This window comes from Gordonia gummivorans (genome assembly GCF_022513585.1).
Lineage (GTDB): Bacteria > Actinomycetota > Actinomycetes > Mycobacteriales > Mycobacteriaceae > Gordonia.
On record NZ_JAKWBF010000002.1, the window covers coordinates 179,642 to 204,060 of the forward strand.

The following is a 24,419-nucleotide window of genomic DNA, read 5'->3' on the forward strand; positions in this document are numbered from 1 at the left end:
ATGACCACAGGGGGCAGTGACCACCGTCGGGAGCCACACGCGACCTATCGTGTGCAGTTGCATGCGGACTTCGGATTCGCCCAGGCTGCAGGGATTCTCGACCACCTGCGCGAGCTGGGTGTCAGCCATCTCTACCTGTCGCCCATCGGACGTGCCGCCGAAGGCTCGACCCACGGGTACGACTGGCTGCCCCCACCGGCGGTCGCACCGGTCCTCGGTGGCATCTACGGACTACGCGAATTGCGTGCGGACGCAGCAGAACGCGGTATCGGCGTCATCATCGACATCGTGCCGAACCACACCGGCGTCGCCGATGCACTGGCCAACCCGTGGTTCGCCGATCTCCTCGCCAACGGGGCACGTTCGCCCTACGCCAAATACTTCGACGTTGATTTCTCCGCCGACAACGGCGCCGACGGTGCCATCGCGCTGCCCGTCGTCGCCGCCGACGGTGACCTGTCACCACTCGAGGTCGATGACGACGGGCATCTCTGCTACTACGACCACCGGTTCCCCATCGCGGCCGGGACTCTCGGTGGGACACCGCAAGAAGTGCACAGTCGCCAGCATTACCGGCTGGTGCCGTGGAACAGCGGACTCATCGGCTATCGCCGCTTCTTCACCGTCAACGAACTCGCCGGCCTGTGTCAGGAAGACCCGACCGTCTATTCCGCCACCCACGCCTGGCTGCGCGAGCTCATCGACGAAGACCTCATCGACGGTGTGCGCGTTGACCATCCGGACGGTCTCTGGGATCCCCAGGGCTACCTCCGGCAGCTCCGCGCCGACGTCGGCGACCACCGGTTGATCTACGTCGAGAAGATCCTCGCCCCCGACGAACCCTTGGAACCGACTCTGCCGGTGGAGGGCACCACCGGCTACGACCAGATGCGGGTGATCGACGCCCTGTTCGTGGCACCGTCGGGAGTCATCGAGCTCGCGGAGGTCCACGAACGCGTCACCGGCGTGCCCGGCGACTCGCACTGGATCGAATCCACCGAGCGCGAACGCAAACTCGCGACCCTCGAGAACTCCTTCCCCACCGAACACCGTCGGCTCGTGCGTGCGCTGACCCATTCGGACCCCGACGTCGACCCGTCCCTCATGGCCGAGGCCAGCGCCGAACTGATCGCGGATCTCGGGGTATATCGAGCCGACTATCCGACGTTGCGCACTCGCCTCGTCGACACCGCAGCGGAGATCGCGCGCCGTCGGCCGGCGCTCGCAGAGTCCCTCGATCTGATCGTTCGCCGCACGGCGTCGCCCGGCGCGGCGACGTCGCGACTCGCCCAGACGTGTGGCGCGGTCACCGCAAAGAGCGTGGAGGACAGCCTCTTCTACCGCACGGCGCGATTGGTCTCGGCCCAGGAGGTCGGCGGCGATCCGGCCAACCCGGCAATGAGTCTGGCCGCCTTCCACTCGCACAATGCGACCCGTGCGGCCGAATGGCCGCTGGCGATGACCGCGTCGTCGACGCACGACACCAAGCGCGGCGAAGACGTTCGTGCGCGTATCGCTCTGCTCGCCCAGGTGCCCGAGCGCTGGTCGCTGGCGGTGGACCGCATTTGGCGGGCGACCTCGATACCCGATTCGCTCAGCTGCTACTTCCTGCTGCAGAACATCTTCGGGGTGTGGCCGCTCGACGGTCGAGTCTCCGACGCATTGCGGTCCCGCCTGCACGACTATGCGCAGAAGGCGATGCGGGAAGCGGGTCTGCGAACGACGTGGACAGAAGTCGACGAGCAGTTCGAAACCGCCATCCGCGACTGGATCGACGACGTCACCACCGGACCCATCGCCGACATCCTGACCGGGCTGGTGTCGCGAGTATCCGACTCCTGGAAGCAGGAAGCGTTGGCCCGCAAGGCCATTGCCATTCTCGGCCCCGGCTTCCCAGACATCTACCAGGGCACCGAATGGTGGGACGACTCACTGGTCGACCCCGACAACCGCCGACCGGTCGATTTCACCCAGCCGAGTGACCATCGGAAAACCGCTGTTGTGCGTGCGGGATTGCGTCTACGCGCCGATCACGCGGCCGCCTTCGGTTCCGAAGGAACCTACCGATCTCTGACGGCCGCCGGCCCCGCCGCCGACCATGCCATCGCCTTCTCCCGCGGCGACGGCCGGGTGGCACGGGTCGTGCTCATCACGGCCCGCTTCACCCACAGCCTCCGTGCCGACAGCGCCCGCGCCACCGCGATCACGCTGCCCACCGGCCGCTGGCGCAACGCGTTGAGCGGTGAGATCCACACGGACGCCGTCGATCTCGCCACCGCTCGGGCACGAGGCCCGGTGGCCATGCTGGAACTGCTGGACACCTGAACCTTGGATCCGTGAAGACCCCCTTCCGGTCCCTGAGGTGCGAGCGGAGCGACCCTCAGAGTGTCGTCGTCGAGCATGAACGCACGATCCGTTTGAAGTTGAGCCCGTATCCCGGGCTCAACTTCAAACGGATCAAGGGCCGGCCAACCACATGGTTGCCATGAGTGCGCAACGGCGGCATTCTCGTCGGCGGCGCGAACCGGCGCCACAAAAGTAGGGGAAGAAACCTCTTCCCCCACCCTTGGAGTCCTCCCCCAGAAAATTCTCGCGGACGACTATGAACCCCGGGGAAGAAGTTCTTCCCCTAGATTTCGCGGGCACGACGCCGGCTCATTTCCGCAGGTCAGCGGGATTGTTTACCGACTCTTCGGATCAGGCAGCGGAGGTCGACGCCGGTTCCACGGATCCAGGCTAAGGGAGCGGAGGTGGCTCGGTCCGCAATCGGCTAGCCCCCGGGAGCGGGTGCCGGGGCCGGGGTGGGTGTGGGAGACGGAGCGGGCGTCGGAGTTCCGTTCGGCGGAACTCGGGTCCCGTCGCCGAATAGCACACCCGTGTCGGGCGCAGTGCCGAGCTTGGAGACCAGCCACTCGCCGTCCACCTTCTCGAGGTTGATCAGGTAGAAGAACGTCGCCTTCTGCGGCGTCGCGGCCATCGCACCGGAGGCGGTGACCTCCACCTGCAGCAGCGTCGTGGCAGTGTCGGAGGTGAACTGTTCGACCGTGGCGAGTTTGATGTTGGCCGACGCGTCGGTCACCTTGATGTCGCGGGTCTGCTGCTCGGTCGCGGTGCGCTCACGCGCCAGCGTCTCCTTGAACTCACCGGTGCTCAACGGACCGAGTCGATCCTTGTACTGGTCGGCCGCGTTTGCCGGCATCGTCGCCACGAGTTCGTTGATGAAGTGCTTCGACGCGGCGATGCTGTCGTCGAAGGCGGCCAAACGCTCGTTCTTCTCGTGCAGTCGCCAACCGAGGAAGCCGATGCAGGCGAGCAACGCGACCACGGCCAGCACTGCCGCGGCGCGGAGTAGCCCGCTTCTGCTGACGGTGAGCGTGAACTCCTTCTTGGCCCCGTCCTTCACGCCGTCCGACTTCACCTGCGCAGGCTTGGTCTTGCGCTCGACCGGCACCGTATCGGCGGTATCGATGACCTCCGTGTCATCAGCGCCTGAGTCCTCGGCGTTCGAATCCTCGGCCTTTGATTCCTTGGCGGCCGATTCGTCGGCGTCATCCGCCGACGTGGAGACGGAAACCGACCCCGGCGACCGCCGACGGGATTTGCCCGTCGGGGTGCGTGGAGCAGTTGCCTCTTCTTCGACGGTGACGTTCTCGGCGTCGTCCACCGTCGTGAAGTCGTCGGTCACGTTGTTGTCGGCCACTGTGTCATCGGTCTTGTCAGGATCGGTCATCTGAAGTCATTTCCTAGCGCACCGCAGATGGGCGTCGTCGCAGGGCGACACCCATGTCGGCGTGTTGTCGAACTCATGCTCGTGCGAGCAGAGAATCACTTGTCCATCGGCACGGTACGTGCGTTCGGGTCGTATCCCGGCGGCGGTCCGGCAGTGTCGTCACCCGGGGGTCGGGGTGCGTTGGCCGAGCCACGGATCTGCTGGTTCGGATCCTCCGTCACACAGTACAGATTGACCGGTACCGCGAGTTCGAGCACCTGCGTCGGTCGACGCGGAGTCACCGGGTAGTTGCAGGCCGGGCGTGGAAACACCGAGCCGAACGCCCACCATGCCCCGCCGTGGAACATTGCGAGGCTCTTGACACTGGCGTCCCGGATCGACGGCAGCAGGTTGGCGATGGCCGGCGCGCGCAGAGCACCCTGACGGGCGATGTCGAGAACCTGTTTGAGTACGTCGGCCAGCGGGTCGTTCAGCTGGTTGAGTGAACCCGTCAGACTCGTGAGCTGTGTGGGCCCACGGTTCAGGAGGGTGCGGATCTCTTTGTCCGACGCGACCGTCGCGTTGATGACCGCACTGATCGAGGCCACCGTGGTGCCGAAATCTGGCTGGATCCCGGCGGTGGTCTTGAGGATCGTGCCCGAATCCTGGATGAGCTTGGTGGTCTGCGGGAGAACACGGTAGAGGCTCGCGAAAATTGTTCCGCCCGAGGCGAACAGCGCGTCGAGCTGGTTGTTGCCGTCGTCGCTGCCGAGCGCGACGTCGAGGTTCTCGATCACCGAGCGAAGCTTCACCGGGTCGATCTGTTCGATGACGCCCAGCGACGATTCGAGCAGATCCGGGAAGGGTGCGGTGACGTGTGTCTGGTTCGCATTGATGGTGTCACCGTCCTCGAAATACGGACCGTCGGCGGTCGGCGGCTGGAAGTCGACGTACTGTTCGCCTGCGGCCGACAGACCCAGCGCGGCCACCATGGCGTTGCGGTTGATCTTCACGTCCTCGTCGATCGAGACCTTCACCTCGACCGAGTTCGGCTGCACCTGAATGCTGTCCACATCGCCGATCTGGGAACCCCGCAACGTCACCCGCGAGGTGTCCTGCAACCCGCCCGAGATCGGGAAGTTGATCGTCAGGTGATATTTGCCGGTGAGTGGCTCCCAGCGCAGGATTCCGAACGCGAGGTAGGCCAGACCGACAACCATCACCATCACCAGGGCGAGGTTGCCCAGGATGACCGAGTGTTTCTTGAGGAAGGCCAGCATTGCGGTCATCCGCAGCACCCCTTTGTCCCGGTCAGTCGCGCCAACAGCCTGGTGAGGGTTTGTTGCAGCGCGGCCGAACCCGCATCCACGTCGCCGAGTTCCGGTAGGCGGCTTGCGGAGTCGAAGCCGACACCCGGATTGAGCCAGTAGACCTTGGCCGACAGCGCTGCCGCGCTGCCCTGGGTCGTCTTTGCCCACCTCGGCACCAGGATGTGCAGGTTGTCGGCGAGAGATCCCAGCGTGGGGGCCGCCTGCTGCAAGCCGATGACGACAGTGTTCAGATGCCCGATCAGTTCCACCAGGTTGTTCCCGTTGGAGTTGAGGAAGTCGTTGGTCGCCGCAGTGACCTGTTGCGTCTTGTTCAGCGTCGTCAGCACGGACCCGATCTGCGAGTTCACCGCATTCACGGCCGGCCCGATCTTGTTGATGGAGGCCATGATCTGCGCGCGTCCAGCGGCCAGCTGAGCGGTGAGCACCCGCGTGTTGGCCATCGCCCGGTCGACCTCGCCGGCGTTCAGGTTGAACTTCCGGATGGCGGTGGTGAGCCCTTCGATGGAGTCGTTGAGTTCGTTGGGATGGGGCGACACCGCAGCACTCAACTCGGTGAGAATGACCGTCAACGAGTTCAGCGAACCGCTGTCGACCACACCGCTGACGCTGATCAGGAGATCCTCGACGGTTGCCGCGGCCGACGTCGGGCCGGTGAGGGTGTCACCGTCGGACAGATACCCCGTCGGCTGGCCGGGTGGCGGCAAGAGCGCCACGAACACATCGCCGAGCGGCGTGGCCTGGCGCAGCTCCGCGCCGGTGCCGACCGGCAGCTTGGTTGCCTTGCTGACATCCATCTTGACGATGGCCTTGTAGTCCTTCACCGAGATGTCGGTGACCTGGCCGACGTCGGTGCCGTTCAACTTCACCTTGGCCCGGGTCGGGAGGTTGAGCGCGTTGTCGAAGTTCGCGGTGAGTTCGATGGCCTCACCGATTCCGCCCGGTGCCGGCAACGGGATCTGTTCGACGGTGAGCCCGGGAAGCACCCCGCATCCGGTGAGGGTCATGAGACCGGCGACCACCACGGCCAGCAGTCCCACCCGACGGCGAGTCGACGGACGGCGAGATTGTCCGCGCGAGGCGCGCGGACGGTCCAGTGCAGTGCGGGTGTCTGTTCTCATTTCGCCAACTCCAACAGTGCGGAGTAGATGCCCAGGTCGGGTCCGAAGTCCTTCAACTTGCCTGTCCTGCAGCCGTCCTTCTGGAGGTTGATGGTCTCGCAGAACTTGGCGAGCAGTTCGTTGTCGAGCAACGACTTGTCGAGCAACACCTGGGCACGCCAGGCGCCCTGCTCTGCGGACACCGAGTTGCTGAGGTTCTGGAACAGCAACGGTCCCAGGTCGATGGTCTCGACCACCTGCCGTGAGTAGTCACCGAGATTCGCTGCGAGTGCCGCGAGCCGTCCGAGCGAACCGCTGATGGTCCCGGTGTTGTTCTGCAGGAAGACCGTCGTGTTCTGCAGGGCGGTGTTGAGATCGCCGAGCGTGGCGACGAGGCCCGGTGACTGCGCCCGAAGCATGGTCGCGACACCGTTGATCGAGTTCGAGAACTCCAGCATTTTCGGATAGTTGGCAACCAGAGTCGTCGTCAGGCCCTGAATCGTCTTCACCAGATCCATCAGGACGTTGCTGTTGCCGGACACGACCTCCGATGCAGAACCCAACTCGTTCAACGCATCTCGAATGGCCTGCCCGTTACCCGACGCGATTCCCGAGGTGATGTCGATCATGTCGGCAAGCGGTCCAGCTCCGTTGCCGTCGCCACCGAGCGCGACCACCAGGTGATCGAGTGAATCGAACAGCTCGCCGACCGACACCGGCGCCTTGGTCTGCTTGAGGACCGCACCATCCTCGAGTTTGGGCCCACCGCTGTAGGCCGGACTCAGTTCGACGTGGCGGGTCGTCACGATCGACGTGTTCACGATCGCCGCGGTCGCGTCGGCCGGTACCGGCACGTCCTTGTCGATGGTGAACGTGACCTTGACACGATTGCCCTGGGGTTCCACCGACGTCACCTGTCCGACCGGCATCCCGAGGACCGCGACGTCGTTGCTCTTGTACAGCCCGGCCACGTTGTCGAAGTAGGCGGTCACCTCGATCGCCTGGCCGAAGGTCTTCTGCCAGCTCGCCGGGATGAACGAGCATCCGGACAGCCCGACCACGCCCAGCAGCGCAAGGCCGACGAGCCACACCGACCGTTTGAGATTCACCTTCTGCGCGTTCAGCATCCGTCCACCACCCGTGCCAGGCACAGCCAGTTGTCCGGGAAGATGCCCCAGGGCAGGTAGCCGTTCGCGTACGGACCGTCACCGATGACGTTGTTGGTCAGTCGTGCGGTGACCGGCAGGATCTCGAGGATCTTGCGCAAGTTCTTCCGGTTCTTCTCCAGGCCCTGCGAGACCGTGTTCAGGTTCGTCATGATGGGCGCGAACTGGTTGGCATTCTCGCCGGCGACGGCCTTGGCCTGCTCGGACAGCGCCGCGATACCGTCGAGCATCCGGGTCACCAATGCCTCACGCGCGGTGATCTTCTGGGCGAGTTGCCGGCCCTGGCCGACGATGATCGCCAGTTGCGCCTGGTTGTCGGTCACGATCCCCGTCACCGTCTGGGTGTCGGCCAGCAGTTGGTTGATCTGGTCTTTGCGGTTGGTGATGACCTTGGACATCGCCGTCAGGGCGTCGATGGTCGGCTTGGTGATCGCCGGCGCACCGGCCAGTTGCTTGTTCAGCGTCCGGATGCTCTGACTGAGGCTGTCGCTGTTCAGGTCGTTCAGGATCGGGGCACCGGCCTCGATGGTGCGCTGCAGATCGTAGGGGACGCGCGTCTGCTCGATCTTGCCGTCCGGGGCGGGCTCGCTGGAGTCGCCGAGCGACAGATCGATGTAGCGCTGGCCCAGCAGCGTCGACATCTTGATCTCCGCCGACCCGTTGGCGGTGACGTCCACATCCTGATCGACCTTCATGGTGATGGTGATGTGGTTGCCTTCGAGTTCGGTGTCGGTGACCTCCCCCTTGTCGATTCCGGCAACGCGCACCTTGTCGCCCGGTCGGATGCCGCCGGCCTGCGCGAAGTCACCCGTGTACGTCTTCTTGCCCAGGTGCGCGTTCGCGAGCGCAGTCACCCCGAGTAGGAGCGCGACGATGACGACGGCGCCGATGAGCCCGTACCAAAGTCGTTTGTTGTTGCGGAAGTGGTTCTTCATCGGCACACCACCGAGTGCTTGGTGCCGCCGATCTTGTTGATCAGCCCGGGTGGCAGGAGTACGTCGCCGATCGCGATGTCGAGGTCACACGCGTAGATGTTCAGGTAAGAACCCTCTCCGAGGACGAGCGGGAAGTGCCCGAGGAAGATGGGCAGGTCGACCGCCAGCTGATCCAGTTTTGCGCCCTCGCCGATCAGGGTGTTGGTGGCCACTCGCGCATTCGTGGCCGCCGATGCCAGATCGGCCCGACTCTGGCTGAGGACGTTCGCGAAACCGGTGGCGGTGTTGCCGATGTCGGTGACCGCCCGGCCGAAGGTCGCCGAGTTCTTGTTGAGGTTCTCGATGATGGTGCCCAGACTCGAGATCACCGTGCCGACCTGGCCGCCCTGGCGAGCGAGGTCGCGCATCACGCCACTGAGGTTGTCGATGATCGCGCCGATCACCGCATCGCGGTTCGCGGTGTCGTCGGCCAGCTTGCCCACCTGCGCGATCGTGTAGCTCAGGGACACGTCGCTGCCTTGGAACGCGTCGATCAGGCCCTGCGACAGTGCGTTGACCTGCTCGGCGTCGAGCGTCTCGAACACCGGCTGGAAACCGGCGAGGAGTTTGGTCACGTCAAAGGAGTCCTCGGACGGCAACTTGAGTGTCGAACCCGCGGGGAGTGGCTGGGACGCGACCGCCTTGTCCAGCGTGAGATTGAGGTAACGCTGCCCGATGAGGTTCTGGTACCGGATGGCCGCCTTGGTGTTGGTGTACATCGGCTGGCTGTCCTGGACCTCGAAGCTCACCTTCGCGCGACCATCGTCGAGGACGATCTCGTCGACTCGGCCGACCCGGACTCCGGCCATCCGGACGTCGTCGCCGGTGGCCAGGCCCGAGGCGTCGGTGAAGTAGGTCGTGTATGTGTTCGTCGGTCCCGACACCGACCGCTCCAGCGTGGAGAAGATGATGTAGGTGAGCAGCAATGCCACCACGCCGAAGATCAAGAACCCGAACAGCGGCTTGCGGATTGACGCCTTCCCCGAGCTCATCGTCCCCCTCCCGGTGTCTGTGCGGTGGTCGGGCGTGCCTCGACGCTTTGCACGAGCGGCCCCAACATCAAGGCGTCGGCAGCGTTCGGCTTACGACGGAGCGCCTGGCCCAGCGTCCGGGCATCGTCGCCCGTGGTCACCATGCCCGCGGGCGAATTGCGCCGCATGCCGTCGGACGGATAGATCATCAGCGGACCCGAACTCGTCGGCCCGGTCCCGGTTCCCGGTCCCACACAGCCCGGCCCGCGTGTCTGGCCATATGGCCCGCCGTTGTACACGGGGCAGTTCTGCCGCGTATATCGCTGGAAGGCGCCGAAGCTGACGCCGATGTTGAGTTGGGCATGCCCGTTGACACCGGTGAACACCGTGAGCACCTTGGCGGCGAGAGTATTGAGCGCGCTGAGTGCCTCGGGCAGTGAATTGGGTTCGAGCACAGCCGCACCGACCATGCGGTTGAGGTCGGTGACCAGACGCTTGCCGCCGTCACCGTTGCGCGCGAACAGAACCTGGGTCTGGTCGAGGATGCCCTGCCCGGCCGACAGCAGCGCCGCGAGATCCTGCTGCTTTTCCGCGATCGTCATCGCCGGGATGACACTGCGGCCCAAGGCGTCCAACAGTTGAGGCGTCGACTGCGCCAATCCCTGGACAGCGTTGTTGAAGTTGTCGAAGCCCGACGGTGCGCCAGGCGGGAACTGCGCGTTGATCGTCTTGAAATAGGTGTCGAGCACGCCGACGAATGAACCGAACACCGCACCGCCGCCCTTGAGCGCGTCGGAAAGCGTTCCGAGGAAGCTGGCCAGTTGCTCCGGCGGTATGGCCTTCAGCAGGGTCCGCAGTTCGTTCTGCGCGTCCTGCAGCCGAATGGTCGGCAGCGACGTATCGGCCGGAATCTGTGCACCGTCGCTGATGCGGGCGGTCCCCGGATCTGCGGGTGGGATCAGTTCCACCGAGTTCACGCCGAACAGGTTGGACGGCACGGTTCGGGCCGTCACGTTCGCCGGGATGCCCTCGGCCTGTTGAGGCTCGAGATCAATGTCGACGAGCTTGAGCTGCGCCGTCCCGGTGGCATCGGAATCGTCGAGCTCGATCGTCTTCACCGATCCCACGATCAGACCGTTGTAGCGGACGTCCGCGCCGGGGAGAAGACCGTCGCCCACGTCGTTGAGTTTCGCGGTGACCGGAACCGTCGAGCTGAACACACCCTGATAGCGCATGGTCAGCAGGACCGCGATGATCAGCATCACGATCAGGAAGGCGACGCCGCGCAGCACGTACTGCAGGAGCGAGGGATTACGTCCGTCGGTTGCGATGTTCATGAGTCCCCTACCCCGAGATCTTGATTCCGGGCGAGGTGCCCCAGAACACCAGCGTCATGATCAGGTTGGCGAACACGATGACGATGATCGCGAGTCGGATGGCATGTCCGGCGGCCACACCCACGCCTTCGGGACCGCCCGAGGCGAAGTAGCCGTAATAGCACTGGATGAACGTCGTCAGCAGCACGAACACGATCACCTTCAAGAAGGAGAAGACCATGTCCCAGGACACGAGGAACTGACTGAAGTAGTACAAATAGGTCCCGGCACCCTGACCGCTCTGGAACTGGAACATCACCTGGCAGGCGATGTAATTGGCGGCCAGCGACACCGAGTAGAGCGGGACGATCGCGAGCACCGCGGCGAGCATCCGCGTGGTCACGAGGTACGGGAGCGGGCGGATCGCGATGGCCTCGAGCGCGTCGATCTCCTCGGCGATGCGCATCGAACCGAGCTGAGCGGTGAACCGGCAACCCGACTGTGCGGTGAAGGCCGTCGCCGCGAGCAGCGGCGCGATCTCGCGTGTTGTCGCGAACGCGGACAGGCCGCCGGTGACCGGCGCCATGCCCAGCAGGTTGAGGGCGGTATATGCCTCGATGCCGACCGTCGCACCGCCCATGATGCCGAGGATCACCATGACGCCGACGGTGCCGCCACCCACCACGATCGCGCCGTTGCCCCAGGCCACATCGGAGAGCAGGCGCCAGACCTCTTGGCTGTAGTGCCGGAAAGCCAGGGGTACGGCGCCGATCGAACGAACCAGGAAGGTGATGAGGTGCCCCATCGCAGCGAGCGCGTTGCGCGGACCGCGGTACAGCGATTTGGCCGCCTCGACCGGCCGCAGCGCGGGGGGTATGTACCGAGAAGCAGTCACGTCACACCACCTTTGCCGGGACGAGGATCGCGAAGAGCTGGGTCAGGATGACGTTCACCGTGAACAGCAGCAGCACCGAGTTCACGACCGCCGCGTTCACGGAGTTCGCCACACCGGCCGGACCGCCCTTGGTGGACAGCCCGCGGTCGCAGGCGACGATCGCCACGATCGCACCGAATATCACCGCTTTACCCAGCGCGAACAACAAGTCCGACGTCGAGGCGAAAGACGCAAAGGTGCCCGTGTAACTGCCGGGCGTACCGCCCTGGAAGTAGACGTTGAAGGCGTAGCCGGTGATGAAGCCGACGAAACAGACGAAACCGCAGAGCAGGAAACTGACCACCATCGTCGCCAGAAGACGGGGTGAGATGAGCCGCTCGATCGGGTTGACGCCCATCACTCGCATCGCGTCGATCTCGTCGCGGATGGTGCGCGAGCCGAGGTCGGCGGCAATGGCCGATCCGACCGCGCCGGCGAGAAGCAGGGAGGTGACCAGGGGCGCACCTTGCCGGATGACACCCAGACCGGTCGCGGCACCGGAGAACGACGTCGCACCGATCTGTCCGGCGATGTTCGACACCTGGATCGAGACGATCACGCCGATCGGAATGGCGACGAGCAGCGTCGGGAACACCGAGGTGCTGGCCATGAAGGCGCACTGACGGATGAACTCACCAAACGGGAACCGACGCTTGAAGATGTCCACGAACAGCGTCTTGAACACCTCGATGAACATCCCCAACTGACGACCGAAGGTGTCGAAGGATGCCACCACGTGGCCGTTGAACCACGACCGAAGCACGCCAGGCCCCCGCCGTGAATCCACTTCCTCGTCGTCGGAGGTGGTTGTGTTTGTGCTCAATCCCTACCCTTGCGTCCGAAAGAATCCGTACCGATGGTTCGCAGCCGTGTCGATGGTCAGGTGACCTCGAAATCGAATATGAAACATGCCCCCCAGGGCAGGTGCGTGGGTAATATACCTCGCTTCGTCGGTGTGCTGTGCCTCGCCTCACAAGTTCGTCGGTCTGCGCCCCGGTTCCGTTCGGCATACCTTGTGTCAGGTGACCGATTCGGAAAAGGCCGCCGACCACTATGTGACGCGCAATACATCTGGTGACGATTGCACCATAACTGGGACGGTCGACCAGCGCTCGCAAAACCCCCCCTTTTCGGCGTCGGCGAGTCGCTTTCACAGCCCACGGAGTCTCATGGACCTGCGGGTCTGGGCACCCGACGCCTCATCTGTCCAACTCGAGACCGGCAGCGACTCTCCCGCCGGTCCAATCCGGGTATCGATGACGGCGGGATCGGGCGGATGGTGGACCGTGCCGGAGTCTGCCGTCGAACTCGGCGAATCAGACGGTCCGGGGGCGCGGTACAGCTTCGTCATCGACGGCGCCGATCCTCACCCCGACCCCAGATCGGTCCGGCTACCCGACGGCGTGCACGCACCCTCGGCCCTGTTCAGGGTCGACGACACGCTGTGGACCGACGACGACTGGCCGGGGCGTGGGGTCCATGGCTCGGTGATCTATGAACTTCACCTCGGAACCTTCACTCCCGACGGCACCCTGGACTCGGCGCTCGAGCGTCTCGACCACCTCGTCGATCTCGGAGTCGACTTCGTGGAGCTGATGCCGGTCAACGCGTTCAACGGCGTCTACAACTGGGGCTACGACGGCGTTGCGTGGTACGCGGTGCAGGAGGCCTACGGCGGGCCGGGCGCCCTGGCCCGATTCGTCGACCGCTGTCATGCGCGCGGCCTGGGCGTGATCCTCGATGTCGTCTACAACCATCTGGGCCCGTCGGGCAACTATCTGCCCGAGTTCGGCCCCTACCTCACCGAGGGCACCAACAGTTGGGGATCGTCGCTCAATCTGTCCGAGCCGGACTCCGACGAGGTACGGGCGTACATCGTCGACACCGCGCTGCGCTGGTTCCACGAGTTCCACGTCGACGGACTGCGCCTCGACGCCGTACACGCTCTGATCGACCACCGGGCTGTGCACATCCTCGAAGACCTCGCGACGGCCACGGATGCGTTGTCGGCCGAACTCGGCCGACCGCTGTCGTTGATCGCCGAGAGCGACCTCAACGATCCGCGGATGATCCTGCCCCGGACGGTCGGCGGCCACGGCTTGGCGGCGCAATGGGACGACGACATCCACCACGCCATCCACACCGCGGTCTCGGGCGAACGCCAGGGCTATTACGCCGACTTCGGAAGCTTCGAGTGCCTCGCGAAAGTGTTGCGCGGCGGCTTCTTCCACGACGGCACGTACTCGTCGTTCCGGCGTCGGGGTCATGGGCGGCCGATTCCCACCGAGCAGGTGTCGGCGTCAGCGTTGGTCGCCTACACGTGTAATCACGACCAGATCGGCAACCGCGCCATCGGCGACCGACCAGGCTTCTACCTCGACGACGGCCAGCTGGCGATCAAGGCCGCACTGGTCCTGCTCGCCCCCTTCACACCGATGTTGTTCATGGGCGAGGAATGGGCCGCGAGCACACCGTTCGCCTTCTTCACCTCTCATCCCGAACCCGAACTGGGCGAAGCAGTGCGGACCGGCCGACGCGGAGAGTTTGCCGAACATGGTTGGGACACCGAGGATGTCCCCGACCCGCAGGACCCGGCGACCTTCGAGGCGTCGAAGCTCCACTGGTCCGAACTCGACGACCCGGCCCACTCGCGGGTACTCGACTTCTACCGCGCGCTCATCGCACTGCGGAAATCCCAACCGGAACTCGGTGCCGAATCGTTCGATTCGGTCGACGTCACCTACGACGCGGAGGCCCGCTGGTTCGCGATGCACCGCGGCTCATGGTCGGTGGTCGGGATATTCGGCGAGAACGAGACGGCCGTACCGATCGCGCTCGACGTCGAACTGTCCTGGGAACCCGTGACGCCCAACGACTCCGGCTTCGCCTCCCCCGGCCACAACGTGGTCGTCGGGCGACGGACCGAGGCGAATGGAGATCAGGTCAGGTAGTCGTAGGCGGGTGTTCCCGGTTCGAGTCGCTCGCAGCTCAGACGCGAGTGCGACATCCGGTCCATCAGTTCCGGCAGCCCGTCGGGCGAGCCGAGTTCGACGCCGACGAGCGCGGCGCCGGTCTCGCGGTTGTTGCGTTTCACGTATTCGAACAGCGTGATGTCGTCGTCGGGCCCGAGCACCTCGTCGAGGAAGCGCCGCAGCGCGCCGGGTTCCTGCGGGAAGTCGACGAGGAAGTAATGCTTGAGTCCCCGATGGACAAGTGAGCGCTCGATGATCTCGCCGTAGCGCGACACGTCGTTGTTGCCACCGGAAACCAGGCTCACGACGCTCGCACCGGCCGGTAGTTGCAGCCGCGACAGCGCGGCGGTGGCCAGCGCGCCGGCGGGTTCGGCGATGATGCCTTCGTTCTGATAGAGCTCGAGCATGGCCGAGCAGATCGCACCCTCGTCCACGTGGGTGATGTGCGTCGTCCCGGGTCCCACCTCGATCGGACCATCGGGCAGCACTTGCGTCGATGCGTTCACCGGAACCTCGGCGAGTGTCGGGTGGTCACTCACCGACGACGCCATCGCCGAGAGCACGCCGTGCCCGATCGAGCCGATGCGCTTGACCGCTGCGCCGTCGACGAACGGATCGATGGTCGGCAGGGTGTATGGCCCGCCGTAGACCAGGGCAGCGGTCAGCGACACCGCGCCGGTGGGTTCGACACCGATGATCGCGACGTCGGGGCGTCGGGCGCGAAGGTATGTCGCGATGCCGGCCAGACATCCGCCACCACCCACGGGCGCGACCACGACGTCGGGAACCTCGCCGAGTTGGTCAACGAATTCGTGCGCGATCGTGCCCTGCCCCGCCGCTGTTCGCGGGTCGTCGAAGGCGTGAATCCAGGTGGCGCCCGTCCGCAGCACATCGGCCTGAGCAGCCGCCGCGGCCGCGTCGTAGGTGTCGCCGACCGCCAGCAACTCGACGAATTCGCCACCATGCCAACGGATTCGGTCGCACTTCTGCTTTGGCGTGGTGGTCGGCACGTAGATCCGACCATGTACCGCCATGGTGCGGCACGCGAACGCCACCCCCTGCGCATGATTGCCTGCGCTGGCGGCAACCACTCCCCTGGCCAGTTCGGGCTGGGTCAGCTGGGCCATCACATTGAACGCACCGCGAATCTTGTACGAGCGAACCGTCTGCAGATCTTCCCGCTTGAGATAGACCTGCGCTCCGACATCCGAGGAGATGCGTGGGCAGGCTTCCAACGGGGTGCGGGCGATCGCGGGCTCGATGCGGCGCGACGCCGCCTCGATCGCCTCGGCGGTCAACGCCGGTTCGGACACCATCGCGGATTGGGTACTCACGACGTCCATGGTCTCACTGCGTGGTCGAGCCCGACGAATCGCGGTATCGCGACAAAGTCCGGCGCCTACACTGGCAACGGTCATGGGTTCTTGTCGGCGACTGAAGACCGCGGCGCCACCGAAGCCCGTCACGGACCAGCAACTTCGGGTCCACCCGACAACGCTTGGAGTGTCATGACACACCGGCCCACCTCCCTTCGCACACGTCTCGGAGCCATTCTCGCGGGCGTCACGGTGACCGCAGGTCTCGCCGCCGCAGTCGTTTCGGCGCCCGCATCGGCCGCGCCCTGTCCCGGCGCCACACCACCACGACTCGTGGGCAGCGTCCCGGGAGCCGCCCTCGAAGGGCTCACCGTCGACGCCGGCGGACGGCTCTACACCACAGATCTGTTCAGTGGCCGCGTCTATCGGCTCGACCGGCCCGGCGCACCGGCGATCCCGATCGCCCGCGTACCCGGCGGAAGCGGAGCCGGCGCGCTCGCCTGGACTCCCGGCGGCACGCTGCTCGTCGGATATGGAGCCGACCCCCGTGTGATCGTCGGCGACACCCTGCGACACGCCGGCATCGCGCGACTCAACATCACCGATCTCGCGATCCGCCCCTGGGTGGGCGGCCTGTCCGCGGCCAATGGCATGGACGTCTCGGCGCGCGGAACCGTGTACGCCACCAACGACTTCGGCAACCTGATCGGCCGAGTGTTCCCGAACGGATTCGTGCAGGCCGGGTGGGCGACATTTCCCAGCGCCAACGGTGCAGTTCTGAGCCGCGACGATCGCTGGCTCTACGTGTCACGCACCTTCGTCAACCCCGGCGTCAGCCGCATCTCGACAACGAATCCGCGAGTGGTGCAGAGCCTGCTGTCGGTCGGCGGCAACGCGACACCCGACGGCCTCACCCTCGACGCGCGCGGCCGTCCGATCGTCCCGTTCAATGCTGCTGGTGAGGTCGTCCGGATCACCTCACCGGGTCGCTATTGCGTACTCGCGTCAGGAATGCCGCTGTCGAGCGTCGTCAGCTACGGACGCGGCGATCGCGGCTTCTCGTCTGGACGACTGTTCCGCGCAGGCTTCGACGGTCGGATCTACGAGATTCCGGGCGGGTTCAGCGCAGGCGCTACGGCGGCGATACCCGCCACCCGCTGACCGGGCGCGGAATTTGGGGTGCTACTCCGACGGTCGGAACCGGACGGCCAACGCTGCGACGGCGGGAAGTCGGGTGCCCCACCAGACGGCCAGGACGGCAAGAGCGGTCACCCACATCGTGGCCTGACCCGATTGCGTCACGATCAGGGTCATGAGTGCCGCGACAATACCCACGACGACGGCAGCCACCTTGTGAAACGGCCACTGCACGCCGGCAACATTCACGGTGGGCGCATCGCCACGACGTCCGACGACCGGATTCACGATCTGGATGAGCGTGGTGATCGACGTCTCCTTGGATGCGGCGGGCTAGAACACCACTGTAACCGATGTCGAAAAGAAATGTTCGGCTACCCGAAAACTATCCGTGGATGTTCGGAGATCACACGCCGTGAGCGTCGGCGGACCTGGTGCCGCGCTGCAGGGTGGCCAGCAGCTCGTGGTACGGACCGACCAGGTACGCGGTGTCGCCTGCGGCAAGACGATCGTCGCGCCGAGGATGCTCGACGACCTCCCCGTTCGCGCTCTCGATGGCGATCACCCGCGTCTGCGTCGGCAGATCCGACATCGACGCGCCATCGAGCGCACTCCCGGCGCGCACCGAGACCCCACCCACCATGAATGACCGCTGCCCCACCGAGAACGTGCCGGAGACGTCGAGGCCGAGTGCGGCGCCGATGAACCAGGGTGCCGCCAGTTCCACGGTCGACCGGACATGCGCGAAGCCGAAACGCCGAGCCACCGCGTCGCCGAGCGCGTGGTCGAATACCCGCAGCACCACGGGCACACCGGGTGCGTCGGCCGACCCCGACCAGCGCACGCCGAGCGCTTCGCGCGCCGCGATGCCCGTCTCCACATTGACCATGTCGTCTTGCGTCAGAACCACGACCGCCGACGCACTCGAGATGCGCGCGTCGTCGAGGGTCTGGCGTACCGTCGCGTCGCCGAAGATCACCGGAACACCGAGATCGGCGGCAGTCGACAGATAACGGTTGGACTGGTCGCGTTCGACGACGGCGACGTCGTATCCGAGCTGCCGCAGGTCGGCGGCGACCCGAATGCCGAACGATCCGAGCCCGACGACGATCACATGACCGGTGAACTGTCGCGCCCGACGCCGACCCGCGGACTGACCCAACCTCCGAGAGAGCAGGAGATCGGCGACGAAGGCCATCAGGATCGCGGTGGTCCCGACGCCGGCGAACATGAGGACGATGGAGAACAATCGCAGCCACGTCGGCTGATCGACAAAGCTGAAGTCGCCGTAGCCGACCGTGGCAATCGTCTCGGTCGAGAAGTACAGGGCGTCCACGAAACTCATGCCCGGCTTGTCGTATGTGTAGCGCAGCAGCAGGGTCGCACCGATGAGCAGGGTGAACGAGACCCCTAGTGCGCGAAACAAATTCGGGTTGACGTCATCGCGGAAGTCCCGTACGGCCTGTGCCACGCGCATCGGACCGCGCGGCCGATGATGAGCGGCCCGCAGCGGATGCTCGGTCGAGATGCTCTGTCCGGCAAGCTCTTCTGCGGTACCGATCATCGCAACCCAGTCGCCTTCGGCGACCATCAGGTCGCGGCCCGGGCAGGCCACCACAGCACCCGGAGACGCAGCGAACTCCCCGCGGATGACCGCGACCGGCGCAAGGTCCCCGTAGAGCTCACGTAGCGTCCCGGTGCGCGGGGCACCCGCACCGGACACCACGAACTCCGTCCCGGCCACCGTGATCGAGTGGGTGGTGCGCGCCAGAGCGGCCTCGAGGACTGACGGAGCGGCCAGTTCGGCGACGTCGAGCACCGCACCCGGACCGTTGCCGTGCGCCACCGCTTCGCGCAGCACTCGATTCGACAGATGGGTCACCACCCGCACCTGCGGGTTGAGTTGTCTTGCCAGCAAAGCGATCTCGAGGTTCACGGCATCGTCGGAGCCAGCGCATACCACTGCGGTCGCGGCCTGCACATCCACCGCTGCGAGGTCGGCGGCTGCGGCGATCATCGTGGTGGCGCTGCCCGCACTCGACAGCTCTTCGACAATCCGCCTGGTCAGTGCGTCGTCGCCGTGCACGATGACGTTCGCGTCCATCGGTAGAGACTACTCAGCGGACGGGTCGTCGTGCATGGTGAACGACACGCCCTAGCTGAGGCAGCTAGGCCCGAGCAGCGCCTTGAGATCCCCCATCAGCGCCGAACTCGGCGTCACCCGCAGCGACTCGGTGAGCCGCAGCTGTGTTTGACGTTCGTCGCTGATCAGCGTCACGTGAACATCGGCCGTGCCCGGATGCCGAGTGAGTACCTGCTTGAGTGCCTGGACCCGGTCGGGGGTGCACAGGCGAGCGGGCAGCGTCAGCGCGACCGGCTTGCTCGCGCCTGCGGCACTGAGATCCGGCACGGCCAGATCGTTGGCGCTGATCATCATGCTGTCGTCGCGCAGGTTCACCCGTGCCTTGATGAGCACGATGTTGTCGGCGACGATGTCCATCCCGTACGCCGCAAAGGCCCGCGGGAAGAAGTACACCTCGACGCCACCGACCATGTCCTCGAGGGTGACCGCAGCCCACGGTTCGCCCTTCTTGTTGACCCGTCTCGTCACCGACGAGATGATGCCGCCGATGGTGATCTGTGCCCCGTCGGCGATGTTGCCCTCGAGAAGGGTGGTGATCGACGTGTCGGTGTGCGCGGCGATGGCATGTTCGACGCCGCTCAGCGGGTGCCCGGAGACATAGAGTCCCAACATCTCTCGTTCGATGGCGAGTTTGTGCTTGGAATCCCATTCCTCGTCGGGCACCTTGACGGCGAAGACTTCCGCCATGGTTTCATCGGCGCCGCCGGCATCGCCGAAGAGATCGAACTGTCCGATCGCCTCGGCCTTCTTGGTGCCGAGCACGGATTCGACCGCCTCGCCATGCACCAGGAACAGCCCCTTGCGGGGATGCGACAGCGAATCGAAGGCACCGGCCTTGATCAGCGACTCCGTCACCTTCTTGTTGCAGGCGGTGACGTCGATCTTCCCGAGATAGTCCGAGAAGCTGGTGAACTTGCCCTTGTCGTCGCGCGCGGTGAGGATCGAGCCGACCACGCCGCTTCCGACGTTGCGAATCGCCGCGAGCCCGAAGCGGATGTCGGTGCCGACGGCGGCGAAGTTGCGCTGCGACTCGTTGACGTCCGGGGGCAGCACGGTGATCCCGAGCTTGCGGCAGTCCGAGAGATAGATGGCGGCCTTGTCCTTGTCGTCGCCCACCGACGTCAGCAGACCGGCCATGTATTCGGCGGGATAGTTCGCCTTGAGGTAGGCCGTCCAGAACGATACGAGTCCGTAGCCGGCGGCGTGCGACTTGTTGAACGCGTAGCCGGCGAACGGGAGCACCGTGTCCCAGAGCGCGGTGATGGCTCCCTGGGAGAATCCGTTGGTGCGCATGCCCTCCGCGAAGCCGTCGTATGCCTCGTCGAGGATCTCTTTCTTCTTCTTACCCATCGCGCGACGGAGCAGGTCGGCCTGTCCGAGCGAGTAGCCCGCGACCTTCTGCGCGATCTGCATGATCTGCTCTTGATAGACGATCAGACCGTAGGTCTCGGCGAGGATCTCCTTCAACGGCTCCTCGAGCTCGGGATGAATCGGCTTGATGTCTTGCAGACCGTTCTTACGCTTGGCGTAGTCGGTGTGCGCGTTCACGCCCATCGGACCCGGGCGATACAACGCGAGCACGGCCACGATGTCCTCGAAACCGGTGGGCTGCATCAACTTCAGGAGTTCTCGCATCGCCGCACCGTCGAGCTGGAAGACGCCGAGCGTGTCGCCGCGGGCCAACAGCTCGTAGGTCTTGGTGTCCTCGAGCGGCAGGGCGTCGAGGTCGAGGTCGACGCCGCGGTTGGTCTTGATGTTCTCCAGGGCATCGCCGATGACGGTCAGGTTGCGCAGACCGAGGAAGTCCATCTTGAGGAGGCCGATGTCCTCACACGACGGGTAATCCCAGCCGGTGATGATCGCGCCGTCCTGAGCGCGTTTCCACACCGGGATGGCATCGGTCAACGGCTCCGACGACATGATCACCGCACACGCGTGGACACCCGCGTTGCGGATCAGCCCCTCGAGTCCGAGTGCCGTGTCGTAGATCTTCTTGACGTCCGGATCGGTTTCGATGAGGGCACGAACCTCGGCGGCCTCGTTGAACCGCTCGTGCTCGGAATTGGTGATGCCCCACACCGGGATGTCCTTGGCCATGATGGGTGGCGGCAGGGCCTTGGTGATGCGGTCGGCGATGGCGAATCCCGGCTGGCCGAACTGGACTCGGGCCGAGTCCTTGATGGCGGCCTTGGTCTTGATGGTGCCGAAGGTGATGACCTGGGCGACCTTGTCGACTCCCCACCGCGTCGTGGCGTAACGCACCATCTCGCCGCGACGACGGTCGTCGAAGTCGATGTCGATATCGGGCATCGACACACGTTCGGGATTGAGGAATCGCTCGAACAGCAGTCCGTGCGGGATCGGGTCGATGTTGGTGATGCCCAACGCCCAGGCGACCAGCGACCCCGCCGCCGAACCGCGGCCCGGACCGACCCGGATACCGACTTCCTGCGCATGCCGGATCAGATCGCCGACCACTAGGAAGTAGGCGGGGAACCCCATCTGGATGATGACATCGAGTTCGTAGTTGGCGCGTTCGGAATAGTCCTGCGGCACCGGCTGTCCGGGGAACCGCCGTTCGGCGAGGCCCTTGGCGACCTCCTTGCGCAGCCAGGTCTGCTGCGACTCCCCCTCGGGGACGTCGAAGACCGGCATCCGGTCGCGATGGGTGAAGACGTCGGAGTAGCTCTGCACCCGCTCGCCTATTTCCAGGGTGTTGTCGCAGGCACCGGGGACCACCGAATCCCACTGGTCGCGCATCTCCTGCGCCGACTTGAGGTAGTAGCCGTCGCCGTCGAACTTGAACCGGGTCGGATCCGTGAGCGTCTTGCCGGTCTGCACACACAGCAAGGCCTCATGCGCCGCGGCGTGGTCCTTGGTGACGTAGTGGCAGTCGTTGGTGACGATCGGTTTGATGCCGAGCTTGCGGCCGATCTCCAGCAGCCCTTCGCGAACACGACGCTCGATCTCGAGTCCGTGCTCCATCAGCTCAAGGTAGAAGTTCTCCTTGCCGAAGATCTCCTGCCACTTCGCGGCCGCCTCGAGCGCCTCTCGCTCGTGCCCGAGACGCAGGCGGGTCTGCACCTCGCCGGACGGGCAGCCGGTGGTGGCGATGATGCCCTCGGCGTATTGCGCGATGAGTTCGTCGTCCATCCGGGCCCACTTGCCGAGTTGACCCTCGATGGACGCCAGCGACGACAGCTTGAACAGGTTGCGCAGCCCCGTCGCATTCTCGGCGACCATCGTCATGTGCGTGTAGGCACCGCTACCGGAGACGTCGTCACCCTTCTGGTCGCGGGTACCCCAGGTCACGCGCTTGGTGTCGAATCGCGAGCCGGGAGCGATGTAGGCCTCGATACCGATGATCGGCTTGATGTCGTTTTTGACCGCGGTGTTGTAGAACTCGCTGGCGCCGAACATGTTTCCGTGGTCGGTCATGCCGATCGCGTTCATCCCCAGCCGTTTGGCCTCCGCGAACAGCGGCGACACCTTGGCGGCACCGTCGAGCATCGAGTACTCGGTGTGGTTGTGCAGGTGAACGAACGAATCGGTCACGGTGCCCCTTCTGCTTCGTCGGACTGCCAGTGTTCCAGGTCGGGTTTTCCGGATACGACGGCCCCGCGGAGCGCGGCGTCACGGAAAGCCTGGTCCACTGTATGTCCTCGTGCCGACACTCACGGACAGGCGCGGCGGGCCGTGACAGATGTGGCCACCGTGACGTTCAATCCGGGCCCGAAACCGAGTCGGCTCGCGACAACCGGTGCCGAATTGGAGAACGCGCGTGCTGCAGCACTCGCGTTCTCCAATTCAACTCGATTCCTGGCGCGGTGGTCACCGACTCTTCGGATCAGAGCACGACACCGAGCACGATCGCCGTCACCAGGATCAGCAGCACGACCGCGACGATGGCGATGATCACCCCCGGATCGGGTCCGGTGGACGGTGGGGCCTGCGGTGCGCGCGGCGGTGGGGGTACCGCCGGACGACGATCGAGCGGGCCCGAGGAGGCACCAGGAATGGTCGGCGGCGCACCACCACGATTCGGTCCGGCGTGCAGCGGGCCAGAAGGGTTCGGTGCAGAAGGGTTCGGTGCAGAAGGGTTCGGTGCTGAAGGGGGCGGCCGCACCGGGTCGCGCGGTGGGGCACTCACATGGTCGTCGGTCTGCCGACGACGAACCGGGTCCGACGGCACCGCGTTGGGCGACACCTGGGTCTGCTGCCACGCCGTCAACTCCCCACGGCGAGGATCACCACTGCGGGGAGCGTCGCGATGTCGAGATCCGTCGCCGGGTCGTGGGCCGGCGGGCGGCGGTTGCCGTCGCGGCGGCGGCCCGACGCGGGGTGGACCCGGGATCCCCGGAGCTCCGGGGCGACGCGGGCCGTGCGCAGCGGGTTGCGGAAACCGGGGCTCATGTTGCCGGGGCGCCGGATGCGGTGGCCGCGGCGCGGGCCTCGCCGGCCGTGGCCGCACGGCGACTGCGAGGGCGTCGGCGAATTCCCGGCACGTCCCGAACCGGGCACCGGGCGACTTCGCCATGGCCTTGGCGATGACGGCGTCGACCGCCGGACTGACACCGCTCGTCGCGTCCGACACCCTGGGCACCGGGGATTTCAGGTGAGCTGCGATGACCGCACCGGTGTCGCGGTCGTCGAAGGGAACCTTGCCGACCAGCAGGTGGAAAGCCGTGGCCGCCAACGAGTACTGGTCGGTGGTGCCGTCCAGGGTCTCTCCGGACAATTGATCTGGTGACGCATAGGAGAGCGTTGCCAGGACCGTGCCGACGGAGGTGAGTCCCTCGACATCGTCGGTGATCTTGGCGACACCAAAGTCTGCCAGCACCACCCGCTGCTCGTCGGCGTCGTCCTCCGGCTCGCTGGTCGACAGCAAGATGTTGGCCGGTTTGATGTCGCGGTGCAGGAGATTGCGTCGGTGTGCGTAGTCAAGCCCATGCGCGATCTCGGTCACGATGTGCGACACCCGCCGCGGATCGAGTCGGCCTTTGGCGGCGACCTCACGCGCGGCGTCGGTCCCGGGCACATACTGCATCGCAATCCAGAGCAGATCCCGACCGGCCGCCGAGTCGCCGGTCGGAACGGAGGCGCGTCCGCGGTTGTGCACGGTGACGATATTCGGATGATCGAGAGTCGCCGCGACCTCTGCCTCGCGCAGGAATCGGCGCCGGAACTGCTGATCCGACGCGCCGCCCGACGCGGACAGGACCTTCAGTGCATCCGACCGCGGCAGTTCGGGATGGCGAGCCAGGTAGACAGCACCCATCCCGCCACTGCCGAGTACCCGCTCGATGCGATACCCGGCGACGGATGTTCCCGGCTCCAGCACCCTCCAAGGCTA

At 65.5% G+C, this 24,419-nt stretch carries 17 protein-coding genes; 3 read left to right on the top strand and 14 right to left on the bottom strand.

Features of this window, described 5'->3' with window-relative positions; translation table 11 throughout:
• Complete coding sequence (gene treY / locus MKW15_RS02690) at window positions 1-2,325, top strand: malto-oligosyltrehalose synthase (protein ID WP_240855920.1); 2,325 nt, start codon at window positions 1-3, stop codon at window positions 2,323-2,325.
• Between the two features lie 445 nt (window positions 2,326-2,770).
• Here treY and MKW15_RS02695 read toward each other — a convergent pair whose 3' ends face one another.
• The 9 genes from MKW15_RS02695 to MKW15_RS02735 form a co-directional block, all read right to left on the bottom strand.
• Complete coding sequence (locus MKW15_RS02695) at window positions 2,771-3,730, bottom strand: hypothetical protein (protein WP_240855922.1); 960 nt, start codon at window positions 3,728-3,730, stop codon at window positions 2,771-2,773.
• Window positions 3,731-3,825: 95 nt separating this feature from the next.
• Window positions 3,826-4,998 (bottom strand): MlaD family protein, encoded by a 1,173-nt coding sequence (locus MKW15_RS02700; RefSeq protein ID WP_240855925.1) that lies wholly within the window; start codon window positions 4,996-4,998, stop codon window positions 3,826-3,828.
• Window positions 4,995-6,158 carry an MlaD family protein gene (locus MKW15_RS02705; RefSeq protein ID WP_240855937.1) on the bottom strand — a complete coding sequence of 388 codons (1,164 nt, stop codon included), beginning with the start codon at window positions 6,156-6,158 and terminating at the stop codon, window positions 4,995-4,997. Before MKW15_RS02705 ends, MKW15_RS02700 begins: the two co-directional genes overlap by 4 nt.
• Window positions 6,155-7,264, bottom strand: a complete 1,110-nt coding sequence (locus tag MKW15_RS02710) for an MCE family protein (protein WP_240855940.1) — start codon at window positions 7,262-7,264, stop codon at window positions 6,155-6,157. The genes MKW15_RS02705 and MKW15_RS02710 overlap by 4 nt, the downstream gene beginning before the upstream one ends.
• Complete coding sequence (locus MKW15_RS02715) at window positions 7,258-8,238, bottom strand: MCE family protein (RefSeq protein WP_240855942.1); 981 nt, start codon at window positions 8,236-8,238, stop codon at window positions 7,258-7,260. Before MKW15_RS02715 ends, MKW15_RS02710 begins: the two co-directional genes overlap by 7 nt.
• On the bottom strand, window positions 8,235-9,269 hold the full coding sequence (locus tag MKW15_RS02720) for an MCE family protein (RefSeq protein ID WP_240855944.1): 1,035 nt from the start codon (window positions 9,267-9,269) through the stop codon (window positions 8,235-8,237). Before MKW15_RS02720 ends, MKW15_RS02715 begins: the two co-directional genes overlap by 4 nt.
• A complete protein-coding gene (locus tag MKW15_RS02725) occupies window positions 9,266-10,585 on the bottom strand; it encodes an MlaD family protein (protein WP_240855945.1) in 1,320 nt (439 codons plus the stop codon). The genes MKW15_RS02720 and MKW15_RS02725 overlap by 4 nt, the downstream gene beginning before the upstream one ends.
• 7 nt (window positions 10,586-10,592) lie before the next feature.
• The gene (locus MKW15_RS02730; RefSeq protein WP_240855946.1) at window positions 10,593-11,459 is read right to left on the bottom strand and encodes an MlaE family ABC transporter permease; all 867 of its coding nucleotides are present in this window, start codon (window positions 11,457-11,459) and stop codon (window positions 10,593-10,595) included.
• Between the two features lies 1 nt (window position 11,460).
• Entirely contained in the window at window positions 11,461-12,285 is an 825-nt protein-coding gene (locus MKW15_RS02735) for an MlaE family ABC transporter permease (RefSeq protein WP_240856046.1), read from the bottom strand.
• A gap of 382 nt (window positions 12,286-12,667) precedes the next feature.
• Between MKW15_RS02735 and treZ the strand changes: the two genes are divergently transcribed.
• Entirely contained in the window at window positions 12,668-14,449 is a 1,782-nt protein-coding gene (treZ, locus tag MKW15_RS02740; RefSeq protein ID WP_240855947.1) for a malto-oligosyltrehalose trehalohydrolase, read from the top strand.
• Here the strand turns inward: treZ and ilvA are convergent.
• Window positions 14,437-15,813, bottom strand: coding sequence for a threonine ammonia-lyase IlvA (gene ilvA / locus MKW15_RS02745; RefSeq protein WP_240855950.1), 1,377 nt, complete (start codon window positions 15,811-15,813; stop codon window positions 14,437-14,439). The two genes, treZ and ilvA, sit on opposite strands and share 13 nt — an antisense overlap.
• A 165-nt stretch (window positions 15,814-15,978) precedes the next feature.
• Between ilvA and MKW15_RS02750 the strand changes: the two genes are divergently transcribed.
• Window positions 15,979-16,947: an SMP-30/gluconolactonase/LRE family protein gene (locus MKW15_RS02750; protein ID WP_240855951.1), complete on the top strand. Its 969-nt coding sequence runs from the start codon at window positions 15,979-15,981 to the stop codon at window positions 16,945-16,947.
• A 21-nt stretch (window positions 16,948-16,968) separates the two neighbouring features.
• On the opposite strand, the gene MKW15_RS02755 is transcribed toward MKW15_RS02750, so the two are convergent.
• From MKW15_RS02755 to MKW15_RS02770, 4 genes are all read right to left on the bottom strand, one after another.
• Window positions 16,969-17,211, bottom strand: a complete 243-nt coding sequence (locus MKW15_RS02755) for a hypothetical protein (RefSeq protein ID WP_240855952.1) — start codon at window positions 17,209-17,211, stop codon at window positions 16,969-16,971.
• Between the two features lie 118 nt (window positions 17,212-17,329).
• Window positions 17,330-19,027: an NAD-binding protein gene (locus MKW15_RS02760; protein ID WP_240855953.1), complete on the bottom strand. Its 1,698-nt coding sequence runs from the start codon at window positions 19,025-19,027 to the stop codon at window positions 17,330-17,332.
• A 51-nt stretch (window positions 19,028-19,078) separates the two neighbouring features.
• A complete protein-coding gene (dnaE, locus tag MKW15_RS02765) occupies window positions 19,079-22,621 on the bottom strand; it encodes a DNA polymerase III subunit alpha (RefSeq protein ID WP_240855957.1) in 3,543 nt (1,180 codons plus the stop codon).
• 292 nt (window positions 22,622-22,913) lie between these two features.
• On the bottom strand, window positions 22,914-24,407 hold the full coding sequence (locus MKW15_RS02770) for a serine/threonine-protein kinase (RefSeq protein ID WP_240855958.1): 1,494 nt from the start codon (window positions 24,405-24,407) through the stop codon (window positions 22,914-22,916).
• Window positions 24,408-24,419: the final 12 nt, after the last annotated feature.

Excerpts from the sequence above, each read along its gene's own strand:
- treY (WP_240855920.1), top strand. The coding sequence starts at position 1 with ATGACCACAGGGGGCAGTGACCACCGTCGGGAGCCACACGCGACCTAT.
- MKW15_RS02710 (WP_240855940.1), bottom strand. The coding sequence starts at position 7,264 with ATGCTGAACGCGCAGAAGGTGAATCTCAAACGGTCGGTGTGGCTCGTC.
- MKW15_RS02760 (WP_240855953.1), bottom strand. The coding sequence starts at position 19,027 with ATGGACGCGAACGTCATCGTGCACGGCGACGACGCACTGACCAGGCGG.
- MKW15_RS02700 (WP_240855925.1), bottom strand. The coding sequence starts at position 4,998 with ATGACCGCAATGCTGGCCTTCCTCAAGAAACACTCGGTCATCCTGGGC.
- MKW15_RS02725 (WP_240855945.1), bottom strand. The coding sequence starts at position 10,585 with ATGAACATCGCAACCGACGGACGTAATCCCTCGCTCCTGCAGTACGTG.
- treZ (WP_240855947.1), top strand. The coding sequence starts at position 12,668 with ATGGACCTGCGGGTCTGGGCACCCGACGCCTCATCTGTCCAACTCGAG.
- MKW15_RS02715 (WP_240855942.1), bottom strand. The coding sequence starts at position 8,238 with ATGAAGAACCACTTCCGCAACAACAAACGACTTTGGTACGGGCTCATC.
- MKW15_RS02695 (WP_240855922.1), bottom strand. The coding sequence starts at position 3,730 with ATGACCGATCCTGACAAGACCGATGACACAGTGGCCGACAACAACGTG.
- MKW15_RS02720 (WP_240855944.1), bottom strand. The coding sequence starts at position 9,269 with ATGAGCTCGGGGAAGGCGTCAATCCGCAAGCCGCTGTTCGGGTTCTTG.
- MKW15_RS02705 (WP_240855937.1), bottom strand. The coding sequence starts at position 6,158 with ATGAGAACAGACACCCGCACTGCACTGGACCGTCCGCGCGCCTCGCGC.
- ilvA (WP_240855950.1), bottom strand. The coding sequence starts at position 15,813 with ATGGACGTCGTGAGTACCCAATCCGCGATGGTGTCCGAACCGGCGTTG.
- MKW15_RS02750 (WP_240855951.1), top strand. The coding sequence starts at position 15,979 with ATGACACACCGGCCCACCTCCCTTCGCACACGTCTCGGAGCCATTCTC.